Source organism: Intrasporangium sp. DVR (genome assembly GCF_040365325.1).
Taxonomy (GTDB): domain Bacteria; phylum Actinomycetota; class Actinomycetes; order Actinomycetales; family Dermatophilaceae; genus Intrasporangium.
The window spans coordinates 38793-62917 of the sequence record NZ_BAABZW010000018.1; the positions used below are offsets into that span (position 1 = coordinate 38793).

Consider the following 24125-nt stretch of genomic DNA (forward strand, 5'->3'; position numbering starts at 1 on the left):
GATCGCGTTGGCTCCACTACCCACCTTAGACGGTGAATCACATGAGTGTCATTCACTCGGGGACGTCACGACATCGTGTCGAGGATGGCCGTGACGTCCTCGTTCGTCGTGTGCGGGTTGACGACGGCGAACCGGGTCAGCGTCTCGCCGCGGAACGTCGTCGGCACGACGAAGGCGAACTCCGCGGCGAGCATCCGGTCCGTCCAGGCCTGGTAGTCCTCCGGCCCCCAGCCGAGGCGCCGGAACACCACGACGGACAGGTCCGGCTCGCGGACCAGCTCGAGGTGGGGCCGGTGCTCGATCTCGCGCGCAGCGTGCCGGATGACGTCGAGCGTCCCCTCGATGGCCTCGACGTAGGCGTCGGTCCCGTGCACGGCGAGGGAGTACCAGAGCGGGAGCCCGCGGGCCCGACGGGTCAGGCCGATCGAGTAGTCGGTCGGGTTCCACTCGGTCGCCTTGGTGAGGACGTCGAGGTAGCCGGCCTCCTGGGTGTGCGCGACCCGGGCGAGCTCGGGGTCGCGGTAGATCAGGGCGCAGCAGTCGAACGGTGCGAAGAGCCACTTGTGCGGGTCGACGATGAAGGAGTCGGCGCGCTCGATCCCGTTGAAGAGGTGCCGCACGGAGGGGGCGGCCAGTCCCGCGCCGCCGTAGGCGCCGTCGACGTGCAGCCAGAGCCCGAACTCCTCGCACACGTCCGCGACGGACTCGAGGTCGTCGACCACGCCGAAGTTGGTCGTGCCGGCCGTCGCGACGACGGCGAAGAACGTCTCGGGTCCGAGCTCCTCGAGGGTCCTGCGCAGCTCGGGGCCGGTCAGCCGGAGCTTCTCGTCGACGTGGACGCCGCACACCTCGGCGTCCATGACCGCCGCCATGGACACGACGGACGAGTGGGCGTTGTCGGTCGCCGCGATGCGCCACGGCCGCGCCCCCGTGCCCTCGGCCCGCGCCCGGTTGCGTGCGGTGTCACGCGCCACGACCAGCGCGGAAAGGTTGCCGACGGTCCCTCCCGGCACGAAGACCCCGCCGGCCTCCTCGGGCAGCCCGGCGAGGTCGGAGATCCAGCGGAGCGCCTGGTTCTCGGCGTAGACGGCGCCGGCCCCCTCGAGCCAGGACCCGCCGTAGACAGAGGAGGCGCCGACGACGACGTCGAACGCGGCCGCCTCACGGGTCGGCGCGCACGGGATGAAGGAGAGGTAGCGCGGGTGATCGGTCGACAGGCACGCCGGGGCCAGGGTGTGCTCGAAGAGCTCCATGGCGCGGGGCGCCCCGAGGCCCGCCGCCGTGATCGTCTGCCCGGCGGCGCTCGTGAGGTAGTCCTCCGTCTGGGGCCCGTCCAGCGGGATCGGGTCCATCAGGAGACGCTCCCGCGCGTAGCGCAGGACCTGCTCCACGGCGATGTGGTCGGGGTCCTTGTCGAAGCTGTGCACGGAGGAACTCTAGGGGTACCGACGAACGAGGCCGTATGCCGCTGAGCCCGCTCCCGGACGAACGCCGGCTCGGGCGCCGGCTCGGGCGCTGGATAGGGCGCTGGATAGGGCGAGGATCAGGAGGAGGTCAGGAGCAGGTCGTGGAGCTCGGCGGTCGTCGTCGCGACGCCGTCGGGGCGGACCTTGTCGAGGTTGGCGCGCACGCCCGCCCCCCACGTCACGGCGATGGTCGCCATCCCGGCGGCCTTGCCCGCGAGGACGTCGACGACGGCATCGCCGACGTAGGCGGCCTTCGACGGGTCGGAGTGGCCGAGCCGCTCGAGCGCGAGCAGGAGGGGCGCCGGCTCGGGCTTGTGGATCTCGGTGTCCTCCAGGGCGACGAGCGCGGAGATGTGGGGCGAGAGGCCGAGGATGTCCATCGCCTGCTGCGCGGACTCGCGGCGCTTGGACGTCGCCACGGCGACCTTGGCCCCGGCCTCGCCGAGCGCCACGAGCACCTCGCGGGCGCCAACGTAGCTGCGGATCAGCCGCTCGGTGTTGTCGGCGTTCCACCCGAGGTAGGTGGCGTAGAGCTGGTCGGCGTGGTCGGGCGCGTGGTCGCGGAAGGCACTGCTCAGCGGACGGCCGATCCACGAACGGATGACCTCGGGGTCCTCCTCGCGGCCCATGACCGTGCGGAACGCGTACTGGTACGACTCGACGATGAGGTTCACGGTGTCCGCCAGCGTGCCGTCGAGGTCGAAGATGACGACGGGCCAGCGCGGCCTCAGGGAATCTGTCACCTCCCTAGCCTAGGCGCGATTCGCCGGTGGTCCGCACCGCGCCGGCCCCGGCAGCACGCGCTCAGGCCAGCCAGCGACCCGCCCGCATCACCCGGGTGACCTTCGCCGCGGGGTCGAGCACGACGAGGTCGGCGCGGGCACCGGCGCGCAGCGCCCCCCGGTCAGCCAGCCCGAGCAGGCGGGCAGGGCTGCTGGTAGCGGGCTCAGCGGCATACGGCAGGGCCATCCCGGCACCGACCTGCCGGGCCACGAGGTCGGCGACGTGGCTGGTCCCACCGGCGATCGAGCCCTCCGGCTCCCCCGGTCGCTGGCGCAGGCGGGCGGTCCCGCCCGAGACGACGACGGACAGGCCCCCGAGGACGTAGGGGCCGTCACCGATGCCCGCGGCGGCCATGGCGTCGGAGACGAAGGCGACGCGCGAGGGACCGACGAGGTCGACCACGGACCGGACGGTGTCGTCCGACAGGTGGACGCCGTCGGCGATCAGCTCGAGGGTCACCCCGTCGTGGACCGCCGCGCGAAGCAGCGCAGGCACCGCTCCCGGCGTGCGGTGGTGCCACGGGTCCATCCCGTTGAAGAGGTGGGTCGCGAGGTCCGCACCGGCAGCGACAGCCTGCCCCACCTGCGCAAACGTCGCGGTCGTGTGGCCGATCGCGACGTGCACACCCGAGTCGTGCAGGTGCCGGACGAGCTCCATCCCCCGCTCCCGCTCCGGTGCGACGGTCACCTGCCGGATGTGCCCCCGCCCAGCGAGGAGGAGGCGGTCCACCTCGCGCAGGTCGGCGTCCCGGAGCAAGCGGGGGTCGTGGGCGCCGCAGCGGGCCTCGGCGAGCCAGGGCCCCTCGAGGTGGATGCCGTCGACGAGCCCGTCGTCGGCGAGGTCGGCGAGGATCTCGACCCCCCGCAGCAGGTCGGCCGGCGACATCGTCACGAGGCTCGCGAGGAGCGACGTCGAGCCGCGCGCGTGGTGGTGGCGGGCCGCAGCGGCAGCGGCCTCGGGGTCGAGGTCGGTGAACGCCGTCCCCCCGCCGCCGTGGCAGTGCAGGTCGACGTATGCCGCGCAGATCGTCCCGAGGACCGGCTCGCTCCCCGGGGTGGCCGGGTCGGTGGGTCTCATCGGGCGGACGGCTGCGATGCGGTCTCCGTCGATGGCGATCTCGGCGGTGCTGACGACACCGTCGATGAGGGCTGGTCCGCGCAGTGTGCTGGTCATCAGGAGCGATTCTGCCGTGTGGCGGTTCGGTACCGTGACCCCGTGCCCGCCAGTCCCCTCCCCGAGCTCGTCCACCCGTCCTGGGTGCCGGTCCTCGAGCCGGTCGCCGACACCATCAGCGCGCTCGGCGACTTCCTCCGGGCCGAGGTGGCGGCCGGTCGCGGTTACCTGCCGGCGGGACCGGCGATCCTGCGGGCCTTCACCGTGCCGCTCGACGACGTCAGGGTCCTCGTCGTCGGCCAGGACCCCTACCCGACCCCCGGCCACCCGGTGGGCCTGTCCTTCTCGGTGGCCCCCGACGTGCGGCCCGTGCCCCGGTCCCTGCAGAACATCTACCAGGAGCTCGGCTCCGACCTCGGGCTCCCGCCGCCGGGCAACGGCGACCTCAGCCCGTGGTTCGAGCGCGGCGTGATGCTGCTCAACCGCGTGCTCACCGTGAGCCCCGGCCGACCGGCCAGCCACCAGGGCAAGGGATGGGAGACCGTGACGGCGCAGGCGATCTCGGGTCTCGTGGCGCGGGGTGGACCGGTGGTCGCGATCCTCTGGGGCCGGCAGGCGCAGTCCCTCGCACCGCTGCTGGGGCAGGTTCCGCGCATCGAGAGCGCCCACCCGTCACCGTTGTCGGCCCGGTCCGGCTTCTTCGGGTCGCGGCCGTTCAGCAGGGCCAACGAGCTCCTCGCCCACCAGGGCGCCGCACCGATCGACTGGAGGCTGACATGACCGAGCCGTCCGCACCCACCCGGCACCTGTGGAGCCGCTACGTGGCCATCGGCGACTCCTTCACCGAAGGCATGTGCGACGACGACCCGCTCCTCGTCGGTGACGGCTCCCACGGGGAGTTCGCCGGGTGGGCCGACCGGTTGGCCGCCCACCTGTCCGAGCTGGCCCGGGACCAGGGTCTCGAGTTCGGCTACGCCAACCTCGCCGTGCGCGGACGCAAGCTCGCCGACGTCGTCGGGCCGCAGCTCGACAGCGCACTCGCCCTCGAGCCCGACCTCGTCAGCATCGTCGGGGGCGGCAACGACATCCTGCGCCCGCGCGCGGACCTCGACGCCCTGGCCTCGCGCCTCGAGGCGGCCGTCGCGCGGATCCGGGCGACCGGCGCCGACGTCCTCATGGCCACCCCCGTCGACCCCGCCGATGCCCCGCTCGTCAAGGCGACCCGGGCCCGGGCCGCGATCCACACGGCCAACATCTGGTCGATCGCCCGGCGCCAGGGTGCGCACGTCATCGACCAGTGGGGCCTGCACGCCCTGCGGGACTGGCGGATGTGGGCCGAGGACCGCATCCACATGACGAGCGAGGGCCACCGCCGGGTGTCCCTGGCCGCCCTGCAGGCGTTGGGCCACGCGCCCGCCGAGGCGGACTGGGAGACGCCACTCGAGCCGGCGCCGCCGATCTCCTGCAAGGAGGCGCTGCAGGCCAACGCCCAGTGGGCCCGCGAGTACGTCGGCCCGTGGGTCCACCGGCGCCTGACCGGCCGCTCGTCCGGGGACCAGCGGTCGGCCAAGCGCCCGGAGATCGGCCCGCTCCCGTGGGACGAGTGACGGGACGAGCCCGCCCGCGCATGCTCAATGCAGCGCACCCACCCGGAGCCGTCCCGTCCGTCGTCCCACCCCACCCCGCCCGCGACCTGATCCCGAGCGTCGCTGCACCGTCATTGCGATCCTCTGACGCACCCAGTCCTGCTGGAACATCACCTGGTCCCAGGTGAATCGCAGGACGAGCCAGTCCCGGGCGGCGAGCTCCGTGTAGCGGACACAGTCACGCTTGAGCGACGCCTTGTCGCCGTGGAACTCGAAGCTCTCGGCCTCGAGCACGATCTGGAGCTCGTCGTCGGCGAGGTCCACCCGCGCATAGAAGTCGTCGTAGCGGATCCGATGCTGTGGCACGAAGTGCGAACCGCCGGCCTCGATGGCGATCGCCCGCAGGACCGACTCGAACGGGTTGGCAGCCTTCGCACTGGCGACGCGGGCGACCGCGAGGACCCGCCGCTGGTTGACCGGACCCAGCTTCAGCGCGGCATCAGTCACCAGGTGCTTCCTCAAGCCGCCACGGAGGGCGGAGTCGAAGACCGCGAGCGCCTCGTCGAACGGCAGGTCGATGCAGCAGTCGACGACGGTTCGCACCGGTGTCGTCACCCATCCCGCGGCCACGTCATCGGGCGCGAGGGTCCGCCAGTGGACGGTCGAGACCTCGCGCACGCCGGTGCGGAGCTTGCGGTTGGCCGGGATCGTCACGTCGGGCAGGTCTGGAGTGCTCTTGACCTTCCAGCCCCAGTGGAGGGCAGCCGTGCGGTGCGACGCAACGGCGGTCAACCGCCGCGCCAGGTCGCGGATGTCCTCGTCGCTCGTGAGGGCGTAGACGCCGCGGCCGCGACGCACGAGGGCTCCCGACTTCAGCGCGTCGGCAATCCGGCGCCAGTGCACCGCTCGGCGCAGCTCTCCCCAGGTGCACGTCCCGCCCAACCGCTGCACCACCTCGGGCACCGTCGCAGCTCGGCTTCGCTCCGGCTCCGGCTCCGGCGCGCTCGCTGTGGACACGGGTCCAGCGTGGCCGCGGCGGCGCCGACGCGTTCCCGCTTGTCCACAGGCCGGGGCCGGTCCGGGACGACGGACGGGACGGGCCGAGTTCCAGTGGGCGCACGCCCCGGCCAGGCAGAGCGGTCATCCCGTCACTCGTCCCCACCAGTCGCCCCGACACCCAGGCCGGCCACACCGACAGGGGCCGCTGGGCTGGGAGCCGGCCCAGCGGCATACGGCAGCAGTGACTCAGCCGGCCGCCTTGGCGAAGGCCGCCTCGAAGATGTCGAGCCCCTCGGCCAGCAGGTCGTCGGAGGCCACGAGTGGCGGCAGGAAGCGGAACACGTTGCCGTAGGTGCCGCACGTGAGGATCACCAGCCCCTGCGTGTGGCACTCCTTGTTGACGGCCGCCGTGAGCGCCGCATCCGGCGTGAGGTCGCCGGCCCCGCGCACGAGCTCGATGGCGAGCATCGCCCCCCGGCCACGGATGTCGCCGATCTGCGGGAACCGCTCGGCCAGGGCCTGCAGGCGCGGCAGGAAGATCGTCTCGATCGCCCGCGCCCGCCCGCACAGGTCCTCCTCGCGCATCGTCTCGATCGCACCGAGCGCGGAGGCGCAGGCGACGGGGTTGCCGCCGTAGGTCCCACCGAGCCCGCCGCCGTGGATCGCGTCCATCACCTCGGCGCGCCCGGTGACCGCGGCCAGCGGGAGACCGCCCGCCATGCCCTTGGCCGTCGTGATGAGGTCCGGGACGACGCCCTCGTGCTCGCTCGCGAACCAGTCGCCGGTGCGGCAGAACCCGGTCTGCACCTCGTCGGCGATGAAGAGGATCCCGTGCTCGGCACACCAGTCGGCCACCTGCCGCACGAACCCCGGCGCCGGGACGATGAAGCCGCCCTCGCCCTGGATCGGCTCGAGGACGACGGCGGCGACGTTGTCCGCACCGACCTGCGAGTGGACGTGCGAGACGAAGACGTCGAAGGACTCCTTCGCGCAGTCGGCCGGGCCACCCGGCCAGCGGAACGGGTAGCTCATCGGCGCCCGGTAGACCTCGCCGGCGAACGGCCCGAACCGGTGCTTGTAGGGCATGTTCTTGGCCGTGAGCGCCATGGTCAGGTTGGTGCGGCCGTGGTAGGCGTGGTCGAAGGCGACGACCGCCTGCCGGCCGGTGTAGTGGCGCGCGATCTTGACGGCGTTCTCGACGGCCTCGGCGCCGGAGTTGAACAGCGCCGACCGCTTCTCGTGGTCCCCGGGCGTGAGGTCGGCGAGCGCCTCGCACACCTCGAGGTACTCCTCGTACGGCGTGACCATGAAGCACGTGTGCGTGAAGTCGGCGACCTGCGCCTGGACCCGCTCGACGACGCGGGGGGCGGCGTTGCCGACGGACGTGACGGCGATGCCCGAGCCGAAGTCGATCAGCTGGTTGCCGTCGACGTCGACGAGGATCCCGCCGCCGGCCCGCTCGACGTAGACCGGCAGCCCGGTGCCGACGCCGGCCGACACGGTCGCCAGCTTGCGCTGGTGGAGCTCGACGGACAGGGGGCCGGGGATGGCGGTCCGGAGGACCCGCTGCTGAGCGACGGTGGTCATGTGCGAACTCTAGAAGAGGCCGTATGCCGCTGGGCCGGCTCCCCGGTCGAAAGAGCAGTTCGCGACACCGGTCGAAAGAGCAGTTCGCGACACGCGCCGCCTTGGGCACCCCCGTATCAGGTGTCGCGAACTGCTCTTTCGATGGTCAGGCGCCGAAGCGGCTGCGGTGGTCGTGCGGGATGAGGGGCTTCTCCCCGCGGACCTGGAGCTGCTGGACGGCCCAGGTGTTCCCGTCGGGGTCGGCGAAGCCGAAGAAGGTGCCGCCGTCCCGTGGGTCGATGACCTGGATCTCCGAGCACTCGACACCTCGTCCGACGAGCTCGGCCCGTGCGGCTGCGGCGTCGGCGACGCAGAGCTGCACCCCGTGGAGGGATCCGGGCGCCATCGCCGTCTGACCGGGCAGGTTGCCGATGACGATCGAGCAGCCCGACCCGCGGGGCGTCAGCTGGGCGAAGTGCATCGCGCCGTTCTCCGTCTCGTGGTCGAGATCGAACCCGACCTGGTCCCGGTAGAAGTCGATCGACCGACGCAGGTCGGCGACCGGCACGATGACGACCTCGAGCGTCCAGTCCATCGGGGGGTTGCCCATGGCGCGCCCCTCAGGCCTGGGCCGGCGTGGCGACGAGGGCGTCGAGGCGCTCGTAGCCCTCGCGCATGCCCTTCTCCATGCCGCTGGCGACCATGGCGTCCCGGCCCTCGACGGTGCGGCCGACCGAGCGCCCCTCGAGACGGCAGCGGCCGTTGCCGAGGTCGACGAACGTCATGAACTCGAGCGCGATCTCGTCGGGCATCCCCTCGAACTCGAAGGTCTGCACGGCGAGCTCGTTCTCCCGGATGGTGTGGAAGGTGCCGCGGAAGCCGTACTCGTTGTCGCCGTCATGATGGGTGTAGTGGTAGCCGCCGCCGGACCGGAAGTCCCACTGCTCGACGGTCATCTCGTAGCCGTGCGGGCCGAGCCACTGCTTGACGAGGTCGGGGTCGCTGTGTGCCCTGAAGACGGCCTCGACCGGGGCGTCGAACTCGCGGGTGAAGTCGATCCACGGGACGCCTGCGGGTGCGTTGATGACGAGTTCCTTGCTCATGACTGCTGCTCCTCTGTGGTGGTGGAGGGTGTGGGTGGTTGGGGGTGGCCCGCGAGCAGTGCGTCCAGCGAGCGGAACTGCTGCTCGTGGACGAGCCGGTAGCGGTCGATCCAGGCCGTGAGGGCCTCGAGCCGCCCCGGGTTGAGGTGGACCGGACGGCGCTGGGCGTCGCGGGTCCGCGTGACGAGGTCGGCGTGCTCGAGCACCTGGATGTGCTTCGAGACCGCCTGCTTGGTGATCTGGAAGGGCTCGGCCAGCTCGTTCACCGTGGCCGGGCCACGGCTGAGCCGGGCGATGATCGCGCGGCGGACAGGGTCGGCGAGGGCCGCGAACGCGCGGTCCAGTCGCTCCTCGCTGCCGCCGTCGTAGATCATGCTCAACCAGCTCCTTGATCAACCAATAGATTGATTAAACTCCCGGCGATGCGCCCTCGTCAACCCCTCGTCGCCGAGGGATCGACCTTCTTCGGCTCGCGTCCGCAGATGCGTCTGTATGCTGGCGTTCATGCCGCAGTTGCGTATCAGTGAGGCCGCCGCCCTGCTCGGTGTCAGCGACGACACGGTGCGACGGATGGTCGACTCCGGCCGCCTGTCCGGGGGCGCCGACGACGGTGGGCGACGGACCGTCGACGGCGCGGAGCTCGCGGCGGTCGCGCAGGAGATCGCCCACCCCGCGGCCGTCGGCACCATCGGGGCGGCCTCGGCGCGCAACCGGATGCGCGGCATCGTCACGTCGATCACCAGGGACACCGTCATGGCGAAGGTCGAGATGCAGTGCGGCCCGTTCCGGATCACCTCGCTGCTCTCCAGCGACTCGGTCGAGGAGCTCGGCCTGGAGGTCGGCTCCGTCGCCGTGGCCTCGGTGAAGTCGACCCACGTCGTGGTCGAGGTCCCGTTGTGAGGCGAGCGAGCCCAGCGGCATACGGCGTCGTCCTGCTCGCCCTGGCAGCGTGCACGGGAGCCCCGGCCCCGGACCACACGGTGACGGTGCTCGCGGCGGCGTCGCTCACGGAGGCGTTCGGGCAGGTCAGCGCGGACTTCGAGAGGGAGCACCCGGGGGTGACGGTGGAGGTCTCCTACGGCTCGAGCGCCACCCTGGTCCAGCAGGTCAACCAGGGCGCCCCGGCCGAGCTCATCGCCCTCGCCGGCGAGGCCGCCGCGGAGCCCCTCGACCGGAGCCGTGTCACCGAGTCGCGCATCTTCACGGCCAACCTCCTCGAGATCGCCGTGCCCCCGAGCAACCCGGGCCGCGTGAGGGAGCTGCGCGACCTCGGCCGCGCGGGGCTCAAGGTCGTCCTCTGCGCGGAGGCCGTGCCCTGCGGCCGGGCCGCGGACGCCACGTTCGCCAGGGCCGGGGTCTCCCCCTCGGTCGTCTCCCGGGAGGTGGACGTCAAGGCCACGCTGTCCAAGGTCCGGCTCGGCGAGGCCGACGCTGCCGTCGTCTACCACTCCGACGTCGTCGCCGCCCGCGGGGCGGTCACCGGCGTGCCCATCCCGCAGCAGCTCAACACGCGGTTGCGCTACCCCGTCCTCCTGCTGGGCGACGACCCGTCCGCTCGGGCGTTCGTCGACTTCCTCGTCGGCGACCGGGGGCAGCAGACCCTCCGCTCGCTGGGGTTCGCAAGCCCATGAGGTATGCCGCTGGGCTCCGTTCCCGACTCACGCTGGGCCTCCCGGCGGGGCTGGCTCTGCTGCTCCTCGTCGTTCCCCTCGTCGCGCTGCTGCTCCGGGCCGACTGGTCGCGGCTGCCAGCTGACCTGGCGACTCCCACCGTCATGCCGGCGCTGCGTCTGTCGCTGCTGACGACCTCCACCACTGCCGGGCTCTGCCTGCTGCTCGGCACGCCGCTGGCCTGGTTCCTCGCCCGGTCGGAGCATCGCGTGACCCGATGGGTGCGGGCGCTGCTCACGGTCCCGCTCGTCCTGCCGCCGGTCGTCGGCGGTGTCGCGCTGCTCATGGCGTGGGGGCGCACCGGTCTGCTCGGCCAGCACCTGACGCCGCTCGGTGTCCAGATCCCGTTCACGACCGTCGCGGTGGTCCTGGCGGAGACGTTCGTCGCGATGCCGTTCTTCGTGCTCGCCGTCGAGGGCGCCATGCGGGGGCTCGACCCGCGGCTCGAGTCGGTGGCCCGGACGCTCGGAGCGACCGACGTGCGCTATCTGCGCACCGTCGCCCTCCCCCTCGTCCTACCCGGCCTCGCGAGCGGCCTCGCCCTGGCGTGGGCGCGGGCGCTCGGGGAGTTCGGGGCGACGCTGACCTTCGCCGGCAGCTTTCCCGGGCGCACCCAGACGGCGCCCCTCGCCGTCTATGCGGCTCTCGAGCACGACCCGCAGATCGCTCTCTCGATCAGCATCGTCCTGCTCGCGGCGAGCGTCGTCGTGCTCGGCCTGCTCCGGGGGCGGCGGCTGCGATGAGACCGGAGCCCCCCGACCCGCCCACCCACTCGAGTGGCCCCACAGTCCACAGCCCCACCCACTCGAGTGGCCCCGCAGTCCACAGCCCCACCCACTCGAGTGGCCCCACAGTCCACAGCCGCGGCCTGCGCTCCCACCTCCACCTGACCCGCGGCAGCCTCGACCTCGACGTCGAGATCTCTGCGGAGCCCGGGGAGGTCGTGGGCGTCCTGGGGCCGAACGGCGGCGGCAAGACGACCTCGGTGCTCGCGTTGGCCGGGGTCCTCGCGGCGGGCGCCGAAGGGCGGATCGCGGTCGACGGGGAGGTCTGGGACGACGGACGGCACGTGCTGCCGCCCGAGCAGCGGCACGTCGGACTGATGCTCGCCGACCCCCTCCTCTTTCCCAACCTTCGCGCCGTCGACAACGTCGCCTACGGGCCGCGGAGCCGCGGAGTCCGGCGGCGGGAGGCTCTCGAGCGGGCTGCCGTGGAGCTGGAGCGGGTGGGGCTCGGGGAGCAAGCCACCGCACGGCCGCGCGAGCTGTCGTCAGGCCAGGCAGCGCGGGTGGCCCTCGCCCGCGCGCTTGCCGGGGATCCCGCCCTCCTCCTCCTCGACGAGCCGCTCTCGGCCCTCGATCCCGACACGCGGGCCCGGACCCGGAGTGACCTTGCTCGTCGGCTGGCCGCCTACGAGGGGGTCACCGTGCTCGTCACCCATGACCCGCTCGACGCCCTGACCCTCGCCGATCGTCTCGTCTTCATCGAGAGCGGACGAGTGACGCAGACGGGCAGTCCGGCCGAGGTGCTGCGAGAGCCCCGCAGCCCCTACGTCGCGACGGTCGTCGGACTCAATCTCTATGCCTCCGAGGGCGACTCCCACGGCCACGCCAGGACCGGCACCGGCGCCGTCGTCGTCACGACCGACCCGACCGAGGGGCCGGTGTGGACGGCGTTCTCCCCCAGCGCTGTCTCGCTCCACCGACGCGAACCCGAGGGCTCCCCGCGCAACACCTGGCCCCTGAGGATCCGGGACGTGACCCTCCACGGTCAGTCGGCCCGCGTCGGGTTGACCGGCACGATCGACCTGACCGCCGAGGTGACGCTCGAGTCGATCGCCACCCTGGGGCTGCACGTCGGCCAGCACGTGTGGGCGGCCGTCAAAGCCACCGAGGTCCGCACCTACCCGCGCTGAGGAGCGCACGGACTGCACACTCGACGGGGGCGGGGCGCCCACCAGCCCGGATGACCACATTTTGGACCCAATACTTTGACGTCCTAGTATCTGGAGCATGCCAGCGACGAGGCTGATGCCCACCGACGAAGCCGCCGACCTCATCGAGTTGACCCGCGAGATCTGCCGCAAGGAGCTCGCGCCGAGGGTCGACGAGGCGGAGCGTCAGCAGGCCTTCCCGGACCAGGCGTTCCGCACCCTCGGGTCGGCGGGCCTGCTCTCACTCCCCTACCCGGAGGAGCACGGCGGCGCCGACCAGCCCTACGAGGTCTACCTCCAGGTCGTCGAGGAGATCGCCTCGGTGTGGATGAGCGTCGCCGTGGGCGTCAGCGTGCACAGCCTGACGGCCTATCCCGTGGCGACCTTCGGCACCGAGGAGCAGAAGCAGGCCCTCCTGCCCGGCATGCTCTCGGGCGACCAACTCGGGGCCTACTGCCTCTCCGAGCCGCTCGCCGGCTCCGACATCGCGTCGATGACGACCCGAGCGACGCCCACCGGTGACGGGTCCTACTCGCTCAAAGGCACCAAGGCGTGGATCTCGCACGCCGGCCACGCCGACTACTACACGACCTTCGCGCGAACGTCCGACAACGGGGGCAAGGGCCTGTCGACCTTCGTCGTCCCTGCCGACGCCGCGGGCCTGACCTTCGCCGAGCCCGAGAAGAAGATGGGGCTGCACTGCGACCCCGTGGCACAGGTGATGTTCGACGGCGTGCTCGTCGACGGTGACCGCCGGATCGGGGCGGAGGGCCACGGCATGATGATGGCCCTGTCCGCCCTCGACTCGGGCCGTCTCGGAATCGCGGCGGCCGCAACCGGCCTCGCCCAATCGGCCCTGGACCAGGCTGCGTCCTACGCCACCGAGCGCCACCAGTTCGGTCGGCCCATCGCGAGCAACCAGGGCCTCGCCTTCCTCCTGGCCGACATGGAGGCCGCCGTCACGTCGGCACGTGCCACCTACCTGCACGCGGCCCGGCTGAAGGATGCCGGCCGGCCGTTCAGCAAGGAGGCGGCCGTCGCCAAGCTCGTCGCGACGGATGCGGCGATGAAGGTGACGACGGACGCCGTGCAGGTGCTCGGCGGCGCCGGCTACACCGAGGACTTCCCCCTCGAGCGCTACATGCGAGAGGCCAAGGTGACCCAGATCTTCGAGGGCACCAACCAGATCCAACGCCTCGTCATCTCCCGACACGTCCTCGCCGGCTGACTGCGCGGCTGCCGGCCCGGCTGACCCCCCTGACGAACCCACCGAAAGGCACCCCATGCGTCTGAACTCGTCCTCGGTCGCCGTCGTCACCGGCGGCGGCTCCGGCCTCGGTGGCGCGACGGCCCGTCGTTTCGTGGCCGACGGCGCCAAGGTGGTCATCGTCGACCTCGAGACCTCCACAGCCCCAGCGCTCGTCGCGGAGCTCGGGGGTGACCACGCCACGTTCGTCGCCGCGGACGTCCGTGACGAGGCCCAGGTCCAGGCCGCGATCGACCGGGCGCGGCAGCTCGGCGAGCTCCGCGTCGCGGTCAACTGCGCGGGGGTTGCCACGCCCGGCCGCGTCATCGGGCGGCAGGGTCCTCTGTCCCTCGAGACGTTCCGCACCGTCGTCGACATCAACCTCGTCGGCTCCTTCAACGTCCTGCGTCTCGCCGCCGCCGCGATGCTCGACAACGAGCCGGTCGACGGCGACCGTGGCGTCATCGTCAACACCGCGAGCATCGCTGCCTTCGACGGGCAGGTCGGCCAGGCCGCCTACGCCGCGAGCAAGGGCGGGATCGTCGGGCTCACCCTCTCTGCCGCGAGAGACTTGGCGGACAAGGGGATTCGTGTCATGACGATCGCTCCCGGCACGTTCGAGACTCCCATGCTCGCGGGCCTCCCCGAGGAGACTCGCCACGTCCTCGAGCAGCAGGTGCCGCACCCCTCGCGGCTCGGCCAGCCCGCCGAGTACGCCAGCCTGGTGCGCTACATCGTCGACAACCCGATGCTCAACGGCGAGGTCATCCGCCTCGACGGAGCATTGCGCATGCCGCCACGCTGACACCGACGCTCCCCCCTCCGATACCCCGCTGACCAGGCGCGCTCCGCTGACAAGCACAAAATTGGTCGTGGCAGCTGTCAACTTTTCTCCGCCTTGAAGGACTTATAGGGGTGAGACGCAATTCGCCTCTCACACAAGGGGAAGACCACAGGGAGGGACACATGTCCAAGCATTTCGGCGCGCGCGTCGCCAGCACGGTTGCCGCGATCACCGCTTTCATCATTCTCGGCGCGACCCGCGCAATGGCCGTCGTCGACCCGGGCCTCGGGGAGGGGTCCGGCTCCGCGCCGCCGGTCAACGGGCCCGCTCCGGCGGCGCCCTTCGAGATCTTCGGGATGGCGTGGCAGCCCACCGTGGCCATGTCCGTGGCCCTCGTCGCCGTCGCGGGGCTGGCGTTCAGCCTCCAGCACCGCCGGCACATCGCCGGCCAGCACGCCTGATCCCAGCGCGTGCCCCGATCGAGCCGTGTGCCGCTGAGCCCGCCCCCACCCACCGGACCTGGTGGGAGGACCGCGCCCAGCGGCATACGGCGCTGCCCACCGCAGGGCCTGTCAACCTCACGGGGGCCGGCCGCGGCTTCCTCATCCTGCCGGACAACTGGGGACGACGGGCGGGCTGGTAGTCGGTCAGGTGACCGTGAGCGTCACCTCCGTGGTGGCCGGACGGTAGGTGCCGTCCCCGCTGTAGCGCACGACGAGGACGTGCTCGCCGACCTCGAAGGTGCGCGGTAGACGGATGCTCGCCCCTCCCCGCGGGTCGAGCGTAGCCCCGAGCAGCTCGATGTCGCCCTCCGAGGCGACGACCGTGCCGGTGGCGCGGCCCTGCGCACCGGTGACCGTGACGTTGATCGTGCCGGACTGCCCGGCGCGGATGGTGTCCTTGGCGAGCCTGGCCCGGAGCGTCGCCTCGGCGCGACAGTCGGCAGCGGCGTAGTCGGCCGTCACCGTGGCCTCGAGGGGGATGCCGTCGGCGTTGGTCCTGGCCTTGACGGTGACGCCGCCCGCTGCCACGGTCCGCGTGTCGATGGGGAAGACGTGGGAGGTCGTGGCACCCGGAGCGACTCCCGACACGGCGTGCTCGCCGAAGTCGGATCGAACCACGAGGTCGGTGGCCACCGTGCCGTCGTTGGTGACGTCGACCGCGAGCCCGGCACCGGAGGCGGTGCACTTCACCGCCGCTGTCGCGGTGACCTTGGGAGCGACGCCCGGTTCTCCGACTGGGGCATGACGACCTGGATCGCCGGCCCGGTGAAGGTGTAGCTCACGGAGTCGCCGACGGTGTTGGAGAACGACTCGGTGCCCTTGTAGTCGGAGTCCACGGTCACGGTGACGGAGGCCGTCCGCTCGCCCTGGGTCGCGGTGATCGTCGCCTCTCCGGCGTAGAGGTCCGCCGGGAGCGGGATGAGACCGGTGAAGGGGTGCCGTCACCGCCACCCTGCGCACGGGCGACGTCAACGGACGGGCCACAGGGATCTGGGGAACGACGGTCTACTACATCACCGTCGAGGCCTCCAGCGGCAAGAGCTCGACCCGCGCCTGGGATACGACCGGGACGTCGACCCGCGCCGTCGTCGACGGCAGCTTCGCGGACCTCCACGAAGGCCGCGGGCTGGCGATCCTCTGGCCCAACCAAGAGCATCACCCCGGCAACACCTGCTACGGGATCTTCGATCTCAAGGCCGGCGCCGTGAACCACTGGTCCTGCGGGGAGTTCGCCCCCTCGAGCTTCACCGGCGACGGCACCATGGTCCTCGGGCCCAACGTGGCCGACGGCGCCGGCGCGAGCAACTGGAAGGTGGCGAGCGCCGAGGACGGCAGCATCCTGCTGACCGTGGCTGCCGAGGTCGGTGCGTGGGCCCCGATGTGGCGAGGCGCTGGAACGGCAGAGGCCATCGTCCTGACTCCACTCAGCGACCGCGACACCCGACAGGCGATCACCTCGTGCGTCGTCTCGACGGGCGAGTGCACGACCGACCTCGCACCCGTGCCGTTCAGTCCCGCGGACAGGGAGGCGATGCAGTTCCCCATCACGCTCTCCGTCAACTGACTGACTCCGCACCCGCGTGCCGCTGGGCTCGAACTGAGCCCAGCGGCATACGGCTGCATATTCGGTTGCGCCGCCTTGCAACCATTGAGGTGCCGACTCGCGTCTTCCTTGCGACCGGGTGGCACAGGGGGTGCGATGAGGAGTGACGTCGAGGAGGAGTTCGCGGAGTTCGTCCGCGCACGACAGCACGCCCTTGTCCGCTTCGGCTACCTGCTCACGGGCGATCGGATGGCGGCTGAGGACCTCACCCAGACGGCGCTCGCCCGGCTGTACCTCAAGTGGGACTCGATCCGGCAGGCCGGAGCGATGGAGGCATGGGTGCGCAAGGTCATGGTCAACGAGCACACGTCGTGGTGGCGACGGGCGTGGCGGCGCCGCGAGACCGTCGACTTCGACGCCGCGCACCTGGCCGACCGCGCTGCGGCCAGGCCGGACCCGCCGTCCGGCGACGACGAGCTCTGGCAGCACGTCCTCACCCTGCCGCCGCGCCAGCGAGCGGCCGTCGCCCTGCGCTACTACGAGGACCTCACCGAGGCCCAGACCGCCGCGATCCTCGGCTGCTCCATCGGCACGGTCAAGTCCCAGACCCACCGTGCGCTGGCGACCCTGCGCACCAGGCTCGCGGAGGTGCCGGCATGACGGGCAGCGACCCGGGCCCGCACGGCCCACCGGACCAGCTCGAGCAGCGGCTCACCGAGGCACTCCACGGCCGCCTCGACCCCCTGACCGCCAGCTCCGACCTGACCGCGCCGGCCATCGCGCGCTCCCGCCGACTCCGCCGCAACCGCGCTGTCCTCGCGGGCGCGGCGACCATCCTGGCGGCCCTGGCCGTCGCCGCCCCGTTCGTGCTCAACAGCCGACGTGACGGCGACCGCCTCATCGATCCCGGTCCCGTCGGCCCGATGGTGACAGCCGAGGCCCCGTCCCCCCGACCGACCACCACCACGCGACCGAGCGCATCCACGTCCACGACAGCCCGACCCCGGGCGACGACAGCCCCGACGTACGACGCCGACGCGCGGCCCTCGGCCATCGCACGGCCGAGCTTCACGGCCGGCTCCGGCGCACCCGACGTCGCCTACGTCCACGGAACGACCGTCCACGACCTCGTCCGCGACCGCGAGGTGGCACTGGAGGTGGCGGCCGACTCCCAGCTGGGCGGCGTCAACGGCCTGTTCGCCGACGGCTCGGTGCTCGGCACCGTCCTGTCCCGAGCGGACTGGGACGTCGTCATCTGGGACGGCGCCACGGGTGTCGAGCGGGTCCGCCTGTCCGCCGGGACGGTCCTCACCTTCGACTCCGCGCACGACCGCGCCGTCTACACCGACGGCTCAGACCGCCTCCACGTCATCGACTCGTCGGGAGAGGTGGTCGCCACCGCCCCACGCGCCGGCCTGCTCGCAACGGGGATGATCGGCGACGTCGTCTACGCCAACGACATCCGGCACGAGCCGCCCCGCGGCTACATGTGGGACCTGCACACCGGGGCACTCGAGGCCATCGACGGGCGCTTCGGCGCGGTCCACGGCCAAGCCGGCCTCGTCATCGTCTTCCTGCCCTCGAGTGGGACGGGGTCGAAGACCTGCTTCCGCCTCCTCGACGCCGCGGCCGACCTGACCGTCCGGTGGACCGCCTGCGGCGACTACCACCCGGCCGCGTTCTCCCCCTCCGGCCGGTTCCTGCTCGGGGGGCTGGGGGTCGACGGTGGGTCGCCCTACGACGTGTGGGTCATGCGGGTGAGCGACGGCACGCGGGTGCTCCAGGTCGACGGCAATGCCAACGAGCTCATGCTCACCGGCAGCGCCATCGACGACGGCGACCGGGCGATCACGGTCGTGGCCCAGAACGCCGCCCTCGACGAAGCCCTGGTCCGCTGCCCGCTCGACGGTTCATCCTGCGCCGTCGTGGGGCCGCCGGAGCGCCTCGACACCGGGACACCGTTCGGGATCAGCCCACCGGTGTGGCAGCTCCTGCCTTGACGGAGGTCGTTGCTGGAGGTTGGTGGCGGAGATCGTTGCCGGAGGTCGTTGCCGGAGGTCGTTGGCGGCATCCCGGGAAGAAGCGAGGGCCGCCCCGTCCGCCGGCGACAGGGGGGAACGCCGGGACCGACGGGGCGGCACCCTTGGCTTCGAGGTCTGGCCCCGAGCCGCCCGAGGGGTGCAGGTCGCCCCGCTCCGCCCGGGTCGGGCGTCGGCGCGCACCCCTCCACGAATGCGCGCCGGACACCCTGGCAACCGTCTCCGAAGAGACGGCCACTACTCGTTGGACGAGTAGTGGCGCTCATCATGACACGATTTCCGGTTGAATCCAGAACTTTCTCAAAGTCAGTTCGGCGACGCTCGCCGGCGGAAGGTGCCCAACCCCGCCGAGCAGCCACGGCACGTGCTGCCGGTGCGCCTAGCCACCGAGGGCGACGACGAACGGCGGCTCGACGAGCTCGTTCCGCGGCGTCAGCGCCGTCATCGGGTGGAGCCGACCGTCCGGGAGCAGGCCGGCCACCGGCGTGAGGCGCGCCTCCGACCCGGCGATGTCGATGAGCAGCAGGTGCGCCTGACCCGACCAGGCCGTCGTGTGGGCCGCTGCGAAACCCCCCGGCACGCGCTCGTCCAGCTGGCCCGATGCTCCGGAGACGACATAGGTCCGCCCGTGCACGTGGCTCACCTGGAAGTTGTGCTCGTGACCCGCGAGGACGAGCCGCACGCCGGCGATGTCGAAGAGCGGCTGCAGGGCCTCCAGCATCTCCTCGTCGTTCTCGTGGTCGGGCCCCGCCGTGTAGACGGGGTGGTGCGAGAAGGGGATCACCCACCGACGCGACTCGCCGCCGAAGGTCCCACGGAGCCACTCCCGGTGCTTCGGCGCCTGGAAGTAGCGGTGGATCTCTTCCTGCTCGCTGTCGAGCGACGTGTCCAGACAGACGAGCTCGACATCGGCGCCGTAGCGCAGGCGGTAGAAGAGTCCGGGCATCACCGATGCGGTCTCGAGGCCATGGTGGAACCGCTCCCTGACGTGGAAGTTGTCCTCCATCTGGGCCCGGTCGTCGCTGCCCTCCGAGTCCGCGCTGTCGTGGTTGCCGATGGCCGGGAAGATCGGCACCCGGGCGATGGCCAGCCGGTAGGGCTGGAAGAAGCTCGAGTACCAGTCGTCGTCCTCGCCGCCACCCTCCTGGTCCACGCGGCCCTGCTCGCCCTGGTAGACGTTGTCGCCGAGGGACAGGGCGAACCGGACGTCGTGCTGGCTGACCAACCGGTCGAGCACATCCGCGATGCGCTGCTGTCGTCGGCTCGACTCCGCGTCCGAGCGCATGCCGACCCCGTAGTCCCCCATCGCGACGAACCGGAGCGGCGGCGTCGGCGCGTCCGGGTGCGGCCAGGTCCGGAACCTCAGGTCATAGCGGCGCCCCGCCGGCTCCAGGTCGTAGCCGCCGCGGGCGACCGGCACCCAGTCCCACAGCTCGTCGGCAGCCCAGTCGCGCCCGTCGACGATGACCCGGTAGCGATAGTCGATGTCCGGCTCCAGACCCTCGACCCAGACCCAGGTGCGGTCCGCGGTCGAGGCCTCCGCGACGACCGCGTCCCCCGGGCCCAGAACCTGGACGGTGGCCGACCCGAACGGCTCTGCGCTGGATCCGATGCAGGTCCGCCGGCCCACCTTCGCAGGCAGCGACTCGTCGTCGACGATGTCCCAGCGCCCGTGCGGTGTCTGCTCGAAGAAGAAGGCGCCCCACGCGATCAGCGCCCGGTCGTGGGCGACGTCGACGAGGTGGACGAAGGGCTCGCAATGCAGGGCCGTGCGGGTCTCGGCGGTCCGGGAAGGGCTCATGGGCCGATCATGCCGGGATGACGGACCGGGCACCACGCGTCGTGGCGCCCGATCCGTCGGTCCATCGACCGGCCGGTCAGTCGTCGTTGTACTTCCGTCCCTTCGGCACGGTGACGACGATCGAGGCGATGGCCACGAGGACGATCACCAGGTTGAAGAGGAAGGTTGCGGCGCCGGCCTGACGAATCGCTGCATTGGACTGGATGCCCTGCGTGACGAGGATGTCGCCGAGGACGGAGACGCCCGGGGAGAGGAACGAGGTGAAGATCGTCAGCGAGATCGCCGCGCCGATCGCCCCGCCCAGCGACGAGGCCATCTTGTAGATCCCGGCCCCGGCACCAGCCTGGGCCGGTGGAAGGTTCGACAGCGCCGCGTCGGTGGAGGGCGTTGCGTAGAAGGCCAGCCCGATGCCGAAGAGCGTGTAGGCGACGACCGCGAGCACCTGGTACTGGCCGACGAGCAGGTTGGTCGGGATGAGGGCCAGGCAGGCCAGGCCCACGATGGCCGAACCCCACAGCATCGGCTTGCGAGGACCGAAGCGGCGCAGCAGCTTCTCCCCCACTCGGATGAAGCCGATGATGGCCACCGCGTAGCCGATGGTGAGCAGCCCGGCACGCCACGGGTCGAAGAGCTCGGGCCGAGCGATCTGGAGCATCTGCTGGCTGACGATGAGCAGGCCGATCGTGCCGTTGAGCAGGAAGTTCGAGAGCGTCGCGCCGGTGAAGGTGGTGTTCCGGAAGAGCGCGAAGTCGATGAACGGCACCGCACGGGACCGCTCGATCCGCACGAAGACCACCGCTCCGACGACCGCGACGACGCCGAGAGCGAGCGTCAACGGGCTGGTCCAGCCGATCTGGCGACCGAAGATCAGCACGATCATCAGCGCCAGCACCGTGACCATGAAGACCGCCAGACCGGGCACGTCGAGGCTGCGGTGCGCGCCGGCGTCCGCCTTGCTCTCCGGGGTGCCGCGCATCAGGTGGATGGCCAGGAGCGAGACCGCGATCGACACGTAGAAGATGGCCCGCCAGTCGAAGGCGGAGGCGATGAGGCCGCCGAAGATGGCCGCGACGCCGGAGCCGCCCCAGGAGCCGATCGACCACATCGAGACGGCCCGCTGGCGCTGCGCGCCGTCCCAGTACGTCTTCACCAGCGCCATCGTCGCCGGCATGATGCACGCCGCCGAGAGACCCTGGAGAGCCCGCCCCGTGAGCAGCATCGGGAGGGCGGCCGACCCGGCGGCGAGCGCGAGCAACAGGGAGCCGGCGATGTTCAGCACATTGCCCGCGATCGCGATCTTGACGCGACCGATCCGGTCGGCGAGACCGCCGAAGACGACGATGAACAGGCCGGAGAAGAGCGCCGTGATCGACACGGCGAGGTTCATCTGGTTGAGGCTGACGAGCGGCTGGGCGATGTCGTCGATCGGGCCGCCATTGATGTCGGTGAGGATCGCTCGGGCGATCGTGCCGACCGTGCCGGCGAAGAGCCAGAAGGTGAGCACCCCCAGCACGATGCCGGTGAGGAGGCGGTCGTTGCCCTGGAAGGTGCGCTTCGCTGCGGGGGCGGCCACAGCTGGGGTTGTACTCACTGGTTGTCCTTTCCGAGATAGGCGAGCGCGGCGACGACGATCGCCTCGGTGCCCGTGTCGAGCGTGGGTTGGATGAGAGGGGCGAAGAACGGGGAATGGTTCGGCACGCCCTGTCCGGCCGGGAACCCGCCCACACCCCAGTAGGTGTAGGGGGTCCCGAAGGCGTCGGGGACCCGGCTGAAGTCCTCGCTCGCCGGGATGCGGCCGAGGGGAACGAGGCGGTCCGGACCGAAGTGGCGACGGAAGGCCTCGGTGACGGTGGCCGTCACATCCGCCTCGTTGTCGGTCAAGGGGAACTGGTCGTAGTACTCGAACGTGGGAGGCTGCGGAGAACCTGCAGCTGCGCACTCCCCGTGGACGATCCGCTCGACAGCCGCGATGACGCGGGCGCGCACGTCGACGTCGTACGCCCGCAGGTTGACCAGCAGGGTGGCGCGGTCCGGGATGACGTTGCTCTTGGTACCGGCCGTGCTCGATCCGACGGTGAGGACGGCGAAGTCCGTCGGGTCGACCTCCCGGGCGACCACGGTCTGCAGCCGGAGGACGATGGCTGCCGCGAGGACGACGGGGTCCACCCCGAGGTGCGGCATCGAGCCGTGGGAGCCTTTGCCGAACACGGTGATCCGCACGCTGTCACCTGCCGAGAGCACGGGCCCGGACTGCGTACCCACCACGCCGGCCTCGTGGCCGAGCACGTGCTGGCCGAAGGCGACGTCCGGCCGGGGAATCAGCGATGTCAGACCGGCGTCGAGCATGGCCTGCGCTCCGGCGGCGTTCTCCTCGGCCGGCTGGAAGAGGGCGATGAACGTGCCCGACCAGACGCCGGGCTCGAACGCGAGGAGCTCGACCGCGCCGAGCAGGCTGGCGACGTGGAAGTCATGGCCACAGGCGTGCATGAGGCCGACAGTGGCGCCGGACTCGTCAACCGCGGTGTCCGTCGAGGCGTAGGGCAGCCCCGTCTCCTCCGTGACCGGCAGGCCGTCCATGTCGGCGCGGTGCAGCACGACGGGCCCGGGCCCGTTGGCCAGCACCCCGACGACCCCTCCCCCGATCTCGACGACGTCGCAGCCCAGGGCGCAGAGCCGCTCCGCGACCAGGGCCCTCGTGCGCTCCTCGTGCAGGCTCAGCTCCGGGTGGGCGTGCAGGTCGCGATAGAGCGGCTCCTGCCAGGCGCGGGTGTCATCCAGGCGACCGAGCACCTGTTCGACGACGGACATGGGGTCTCCTCTCAGGAGTTGGCTGGCGGTCTGGTCAGCCCCGACGGATTGGTCTGAAGGGGCGTATCGAGAGTAGAAACAGCGCTACGATCTGGGACATCCGCGATGGAAGAGGTCGCCAAGCGAGGTGACGATGACGGATCTGGAGCTGGATCCCGATGATCGGCGACTGATCGCCGCCCTGCAGGTGCGCCCCCGGGCGTCGTGGACCGAGCTCGGCGCGACCCTCGAGAGAAGTCCGGTGACCCTCGCGCGACGCTGGTCGAGACTGACCGAGGCCGGGGCCGGGTGGATGACCGTGGCCCCCAACCTCCAGCCGGGCACCGGCGCCCTCGGTCTCGGTGTCGCCCTCGTCGAGCTGCGGGTCCCACCTGGCCAGGTGCTCCCGATCGCCGATGAGCTCTGCGCGGTCCCCGAGGTCGCGACCATCGATCTCACCGCCGGCGGCCGCGAGCTCGTCCTGACGGTCATCGCCGGCGATGAGGACTCCCTCGCGCGTCTCCTGCTGGAGCGGCTCCATCCCCTCGGCGTCGTCCTCTCCGTCCACGCACACCCGGTCACCCGGACCTACGTGGACGGCAGCAGCTGGCGGCTTCCGGGCCTGACCGAGGGTGAGCGCAACCGACTCACCCCGCACCTGGCCCCACCCAACCGGGCCCGCATCTCGCCGCTGCTCGAGGCCGTCGCGCGAGAGCTGGCCCGCGATGGGCGGATCTCGGCGTCCGAGCTGGCCGACCGGCTCGACGTGCGGCCCCGCCGGGCCCGGGACCTGATCTCGGACGTCATCGGGACGAGGCGGCTGCGGTTCCGCACCGAGCTGGCCCGGCGCCACTCCGGCTACCCGCTGTGCACCTGGTACTTCCTCAAGACGCCGGCATCGCAGCGCGCCAACGTCGCCGCGCGCATCGCGGCCCTCCAGCAGGCCCGGGCGGTCGTCGCCATGGTCGGCCAGTACGACCTCGCGGTCGACGTGTGGACGCGCACCCTCGACGACGTCCAGCGGCTCGAGGCGACGATCGAGGAGCGGATGCCGGGCGTCCACATCACGGACCGCTCGCTCGTGCTGCGCACCGTGAAGCTGATGGGGCGGCTGCTGGACGAGAGCGGGTGCGCGGCTGGGTTCGTCCCGCTGCCCGCCTACCTCAAGGGCGGGGAGATCTGACCGGCTGGCGCATGCACCGG

At 71.6% G+C, this 24125-nt stretch carries 26 protein-coding genes; 13 read left to right on the forward strand and 13 right to left on the reverse strand.

What is annotated here, in order from left to right:
* Positions 1 to 65: 65 nt before the first annotated feature.
* From ABWV20_RS13785 to ABWV20_RS13795, 3 genes are all read right to left on the reverse strand, one after another.
* Positions 66 to 1427 carry a pyridoxal phosphate-dependent decarboxylase family protein gene (locus ABWV20_RS13785; RefSeq protein ID WP_353355984.1) on the reverse strand — a complete coding sequence of 454 codons (1362 nt, stop codon included), beginning with the start codon at positions 1425 to 1427 and terminating at the stop codon, positions 66 to 68.
* 116 nt (positions 1428 to 1543) lie between these two features.
* Complete coding sequence (locus ABWV20_RS13790; RefSeq protein ID WP_353355986.1) at positions 1544 to 2209, reverse strand: HAD family hydrolase; 666 nt, start codon at positions 2207 to 2209, stop codon at positions 1544 to 1546.
* Positions 2210 to 2270: 61 nt separating this feature from the next.
* Positions 2271 to 3422, reverse strand: a complete 1152-nt coding sequence (locus ABWV20_RS13795) for an N-acetylglucosamine-6-phosphate deacetylase (RefSeq protein ID WP_353355988.1) — start codon at positions 3420 to 3422, stop codon at positions 2271 to 2273.
* 42 nt (positions 3423 to 3464) lie between these two features.
* Between ABWV20_RS13795 and ABWV20_RS13800 the strand changes: the two genes are divergently transcribed.
* Together ABWV20_RS13800 and ABWV20_RS13805 are read left to right on the forward strand one after the other, a co-directional pair.
* Complete coding sequence (locus tag ABWV20_RS13800; RefSeq protein WP_353355990.1) at positions 3465 to 4142, forward strand: uracil-DNA glycosylase; 678 nt, start codon at positions 3465 to 3467, stop codon at positions 4140 to 4142.
* Positions 4139 to 4969, forward strand: a complete 831-nt coding sequence (locus ABWV20_RS13805; protein WP_353355992.1) for an SGNH/GDSL hydrolase family protein — start codon at positions 4139 to 4141, stop codon at positions 4967 to 4969. The genes ABWV20_RS13800 and ABWV20_RS13805 overlap by 4 nt, the downstream gene beginning before the upstream one ends.
* 24 nt (positions 4970 to 4993) lie before the next feature.
* Here ABWV20_RS13805 and ABWV20_RS13810 read toward each other — a convergent pair whose 3' ends face one another.
* The 5 genes from ABWV20_RS13810 to ABWV20_RS13830 all read right to left on the reverse strand — a co-directional run bounded on the left by ABWV20_RS13810 (position 4994) and on the right by ABWV20_RS13830 (position 8990).
* Positions 4994 to 5965 carry a type IV toxin-antitoxin system AbiEi family antitoxin domain-containing protein gene (locus tag ABWV20_RS13810; protein ID WP_353355994.1) on the reverse strand — a complete coding sequence of 324 codons (972 nt, stop codon included), beginning with the start codon at positions 5963 to 5965 and terminating at the stop codon, positions 4994 to 4996.
* Between the two features lie 228 nt (positions 5966 to 6193).
* On the reverse strand, positions 6194 to 7534 hold the full coding sequence (gene gabT, locus ABWV20_RS13815) for a 4-aminobutyrate--2-oxoglutarate transaminase (protein ID WP_353355996.1): 1341 nt from the start codon (positions 7532 to 7534) through the stop codon (positions 6194 to 6196).
* A 145-nt stretch (positions 7535 to 7679) separates the two neighbouring features.
* Positions 7680 to 8108, reverse strand: a complete 429-nt coding sequence (locus ABWV20_RS13820; RefSeq protein ID WP_353356079.1) for a VOC family protein — start codon at positions 8106 to 8108, stop codon at positions 7680 to 7682.
* A gap of 25 nt (positions 8109 to 8133) precedes the next feature.
* A complete protein-coding gene (locus ABWV20_RS13825) occupies positions 8134 to 8616 on the reverse strand; it encodes an SRPBCC family protein (RefSeq protein WP_353355998.1) in 483 nt (160 codons plus the stop codon).
* The gene (locus tag ABWV20_RS13830) at positions 8613 to 8990 is read right to left on the reverse strand and encodes an ArsR/SmtB family transcription factor (RefSeq protein WP_353356000.1); all 378 of its coding nucleotides are present in this window, start codon (positions 8988 to 8990) and stop codon (positions 8613 to 8615) included. Before ABWV20_RS13830 ends, ABWV20_RS13825 begins: the two co-directional genes overlap by 4 nt.
* Positions 8991 to 9120: 130 nt before the next feature.
* On the opposite strand from ABWV20_RS13830, the gene ABWV20_RS13835 reads away from it, so the two are divergent.
* The 7 genes from ABWV20_RS13835 to ABWV20_RS13865 all read left to right on the forward strand — a co-directional run bounded on the left by ABWV20_RS13835 (position 9121) and on the right by ABWV20_RS13865 (position 14710).
* Complete coding sequence (locus tag ABWV20_RS13835) at positions 9121 to 9516, forward strand: TOBE domain-containing protein (RefSeq protein WP_353356002.1); 396 nt, start codon at positions 9121 to 9123, stop codon at positions 9514 to 9516.
* Positions 9513 to 10247: a molybdate ABC transporter substrate-binding protein gene (modA, locus tag ABWV20_RS13840; protein ID WP_353356004.1), complete on the forward strand. Its 735-nt coding sequence runs from the start codon at positions 9513 to 9515 to the stop codon at positions 10245 to 10247. The genes ABWV20_RS13835 and modA overlap by 4 nt, the downstream gene beginning before the upstream one ends.
* Positions 10244 to 11029, forward strand: a complete 786-nt coding sequence (locus tag ABWV20_RS13845; RefSeq protein WP_353356006.1) for an ABC transporter permease — start codon at positions 10244 to 10246, stop codon at positions 11027 to 11029. Before modA ends, ABWV20_RS13845 begins: the two co-directional genes overlap by 4 nt.
* Positions 11026 to 12201 (forward strand): ABC transporter ATP-binding protein, encoded by a 1176-nt coding sequence (locus tag ABWV20_RS13850; RefSeq protein ID WP_353356008.1) that lies wholly within the window; start codon positions 11026 to 11028, stop codon positions 12199 to 12201. Before ABWV20_RS13845 ends, ABWV20_RS13850 begins: the two co-directional genes overlap by 4 nt.
* Before the next feature lie 97 nt (positions 12202 to 12298).
* Complete coding sequence (locus ABWV20_RS13855; RefSeq protein WP_353356010.1) at positions 12299 to 13447, forward strand: acyl-CoA dehydrogenase family protein; 1149 nt, start codon at positions 12299 to 12301, stop codon at positions 13445 to 13447.
* 55 nt (positions 13448 to 13502) lie between these two features.
* Positions 13503 to 14270 carry an SDR family NAD(P)-dependent oxidoreductase gene (locus tag ABWV20_RS13860; protein ID WP_353356012.1) on the forward strand — a complete coding sequence of 256 codons (768 nt, stop codon included), beginning with the start codon at positions 13503 to 13505 and terminating at the stop codon, positions 14268 to 14270.
* A gap of 161 nt (positions 14271 to 14431) precedes the next feature.
* Positions 14432 to 14710 carry a hypothetical protein gene (locus ABWV20_RS13865; RefSeq protein WP_353356014.1) on the forward strand — a complete coding sequence of 93 codons (279 nt, stop codon included), beginning with the start codon at positions 14432 to 14434 and terminating at the stop codon, positions 14708 to 14710.
* Between the two features lie 186 nt (positions 14711 to 14896).
* Here ABWV20_RS13865 and ABWV20_RS13870 read toward each other — a convergent pair whose 3' ends face one another.
* The gene (locus tag ABWV20_RS13870; protein WP_353356016.1) at positions 14897 to 15442 is read right to left on the reverse strand and encodes an Ig-like domain-containing protein; all 546 of its coding nucleotides are present in this window, start codon (positions 15440 to 15442) and stop codon (positions 14897 to 14899) included.
* Entirely contained in the window at positions 15439 to 15594 is a 156-nt protein-coding gene (locus ABWV20_RS13875; RefSeq protein ID WP_353356018.1) for a hypothetical protein, read from the reverse strand. Before ABWV20_RS13875 ends, ABWV20_RS13870 begins: the two co-directional genes overlap by 4 nt.
* 362 nt (positions 15595 to 15956) lie before the next feature.
* On the opposite strand from ABWV20_RS13875, the gene ABWV20_RS13880 reads away from it, so the two are divergent.
* The 3 genes from ABWV20_RS13880 to ABWV20_RS13890 all read left to right on the forward strand — a co-directional run bounded on the left by ABWV20_RS13880 (position 15957) and on the right by ABWV20_RS13890 (position 18295).
* Complete coding sequence (locus tag ABWV20_RS13880; RefSeq protein ID WP_353356020.1) at positions 15957 to 16316, forward strand: hypothetical protein; 360 nt, start codon at positions 15957 to 15959, stop codon at positions 16314 to 16316.
* Between the two features lie 135 nt (positions 16317 to 16451).
* The gene (locus ABWV20_RS13885; RefSeq protein ID WP_353356022.1) at positions 16452 to 16955 is read left to right on the forward strand and encodes a SigE family RNA polymerase sigma factor; all 504 of its coding nucleotides are present in this window, start codon (positions 16452 to 16454) and stop codon (positions 16953 to 16955) included.
* The gene (locus tag ABWV20_RS13890) at positions 16952 to 18295 is read left to right on the forward strand and encodes a hypothetical protein (protein WP_353356024.1); all 1344 of its coding nucleotides are present in this window, start codon (positions 16952 to 16954) and stop codon (positions 18293 to 18295) included. Before ABWV20_RS13885 ends, ABWV20_RS13890 begins: the two co-directional genes overlap by 4 nt.
* A 418-nt stretch (positions 18296 to 18713) precedes the next feature.
* On the opposite strand, the gene ABWV20_RS13895 is transcribed toward ABWV20_RS13890, so the two are convergent.
* From ABWV20_RS13895 to ABWV20_RS13905, 3 genes are all read right to left on the reverse strand, one after another.
* Entirely contained in the window at positions 18714 to 20135 is a 1422-nt protein-coding gene (locus ABWV20_RS13895) for a metallophosphoesterase (protein WP_353356026.1), read from the reverse strand.
* 76 nt (positions 20136 to 20211) lie between these two features.
* Positions 20212 to 21726 carry an MFS transporter gene (locus ABWV20_RS13900; RefSeq protein WP_353356028.1) on the reverse strand — a complete coding sequence of 505 codons (1515 nt, stop codon included), beginning with the start codon at positions 21724 to 21726 and terminating at the stop codon, positions 20212 to 20214.
* Entirely contained in the window at positions 21723 to 22943 is a 1221-nt protein-coding gene (locus ABWV20_RS13905) for an amidohydrolase (RefSeq protein ID WP_353356030.1), read from the reverse strand. The genes ABWV20_RS13900 and ABWV20_RS13905 overlap by 4 nt, the downstream gene beginning before the upstream one ends.
* Before the next feature lie 133 nt (positions 22944 to 23076).
* On the opposite strand from ABWV20_RS13905, the gene ABWV20_RS13910 reads away from it, so the two are divergent.
* Positions 23077 to 24105 carry an Lrp/AsnC family transcriptional regulator gene (locus tag ABWV20_RS13910; protein ID WP_353356032.1) on the forward strand — a complete coding sequence of 343 codons (1029 nt, stop codon included), beginning with the start codon at positions 23077 to 23079 and terminating at the stop codon, positions 24103 to 24105.
* Positions 24106 to 24125 lie beyond the last annotated feature (20 nt).

What these genes read in the sequence shown, in the direction of transcription:
- gabT (WP_353355996.1), bottom strand. Translation starts at nt 7,534, where the DNA reads ATGACCACCGTCGCTCAGCAGCGGGTCCTCCGGACCGCCATCCCCGGC.
- ABWV20_RS13855 (WP_353356010.1), top strand. Translation starts at nt 12,299, where the DNA reads ATGCCAGCGACGAGGCTGATGCCCACCGACGAAGCCGCCGACCTCATC.
- ABWV20_RS13885 (WP_353356022.1), top strand. Translation starts at nt 16,452, where the DNA reads ATGAGGAGTGACGTCGAGGAGGAGTTCGCGGAGTTCGTCCGCGCACGA.
- ABWV20_RS13805 (WP_353355992.1), top strand. Translation starts at nt 4,139, where the DNA reads ATGACCGAGCCGTCCGCACCCACCCGGCACCTGTGGAGCCGCTACGTG.
- ABWV20_RS13830 (WP_353356000.1), bottom strand. Translation starts at nt 8,990, where the DNA reads ATGATCTACGACGGCGGCAGCGAGGAGCGACTGGACCGCGCGTTCGCG.
- ABWV20_RS13850 (WP_353356008.1), top strand. Translation starts at nt 11,026, where the DNA reads ATGAGACCGGAGCCCCCCGACCCGCCCACCCACTCGAGTGGCCCCACA.
- ABWV20_RS13910 (WP_353356032.1), top strand. Translation starts at nt 23,077, where the DNA reads ATGACGGATCTGGAGCTGGATCCCGATGATCGGCGACTGATCGCCGCC.
- ABWV20_RS13820 (WP_353356079.1), bottom strand. Translation starts at nt 8,108, where the DNA reads ATGGACTGGACGCTCGAGGTCGTCATCGTGCCGGTCGCCGACCTGCGT.
- ABWV20_RS13835 (WP_353356002.1), top strand. Translation starts at nt 9,121, where the DNA reads ATGCCGCAGTTGCGTATCAGTGAGGCCGCCGCCCTGCTCGGTGTCAGC.
- ABWV20_RS13845 (WP_353356006.1), top strand. Translation starts at nt 10,244, where the DNA reads ATGAGGTATGCCGCTGGGCTCCGTTCCCGACTCACGCTGGGCCTCCCG.
- ABWV20_RS13905 (WP_353356030.1), bottom strand. Translation starts at nt 22,943, where the DNA reads ATGTCCGTCGTCGAACAGGTGCTCGGTCGCCTGGATGACACCCGCGCC.
- ABWV20_RS13890 (WP_353356024.1), top strand. Translation starts at nt 16,952, where the DNA reads ATGACGGGCAGCGACCCGGGCCCGCACGGCCCACCGGACCAGCTCGAG.
- ABWV20_RS13895 (WP_353356026.1), bottom strand. Translation starts at nt 20,135, where the DNA reads ATGAGCCCTTCCCGGACCGCCGAGACCCGCACGGCCCTGCATTGCGAG.
- ABWV20_RS13825 (WP_353355998.1), bottom strand. Translation starts at nt 8,616, where the DNA reads ATGAGCAAGGAACTCGTCATCAACGCACCCGCAGGCGTCCCGTGGATC.
- ABWV20_RS13795 (WP_353355988.1), bottom strand. Translation starts at nt 3,422, where the DNA reads ATGACCAGCACACTGCGCGGACCAGCCCTCATCGACGGTGTCGTCAGC.
- ABWV20_RS13860 (WP_353356012.1), top strand. Translation starts at nt 13,503, where the DNA reads ATGCGTCTGAACTCGTCCTCGGTCGCCGTCGTCACCGGCGGCGGCTCC.
- ABWV20_RS13865 (WP_353356014.1), top strand. Translation starts at nt 14,432, where the DNA reads ATGTCCAAGCATTTCGGCGCGCGCGTCGCCAGCACGGTTGCCGCGATC.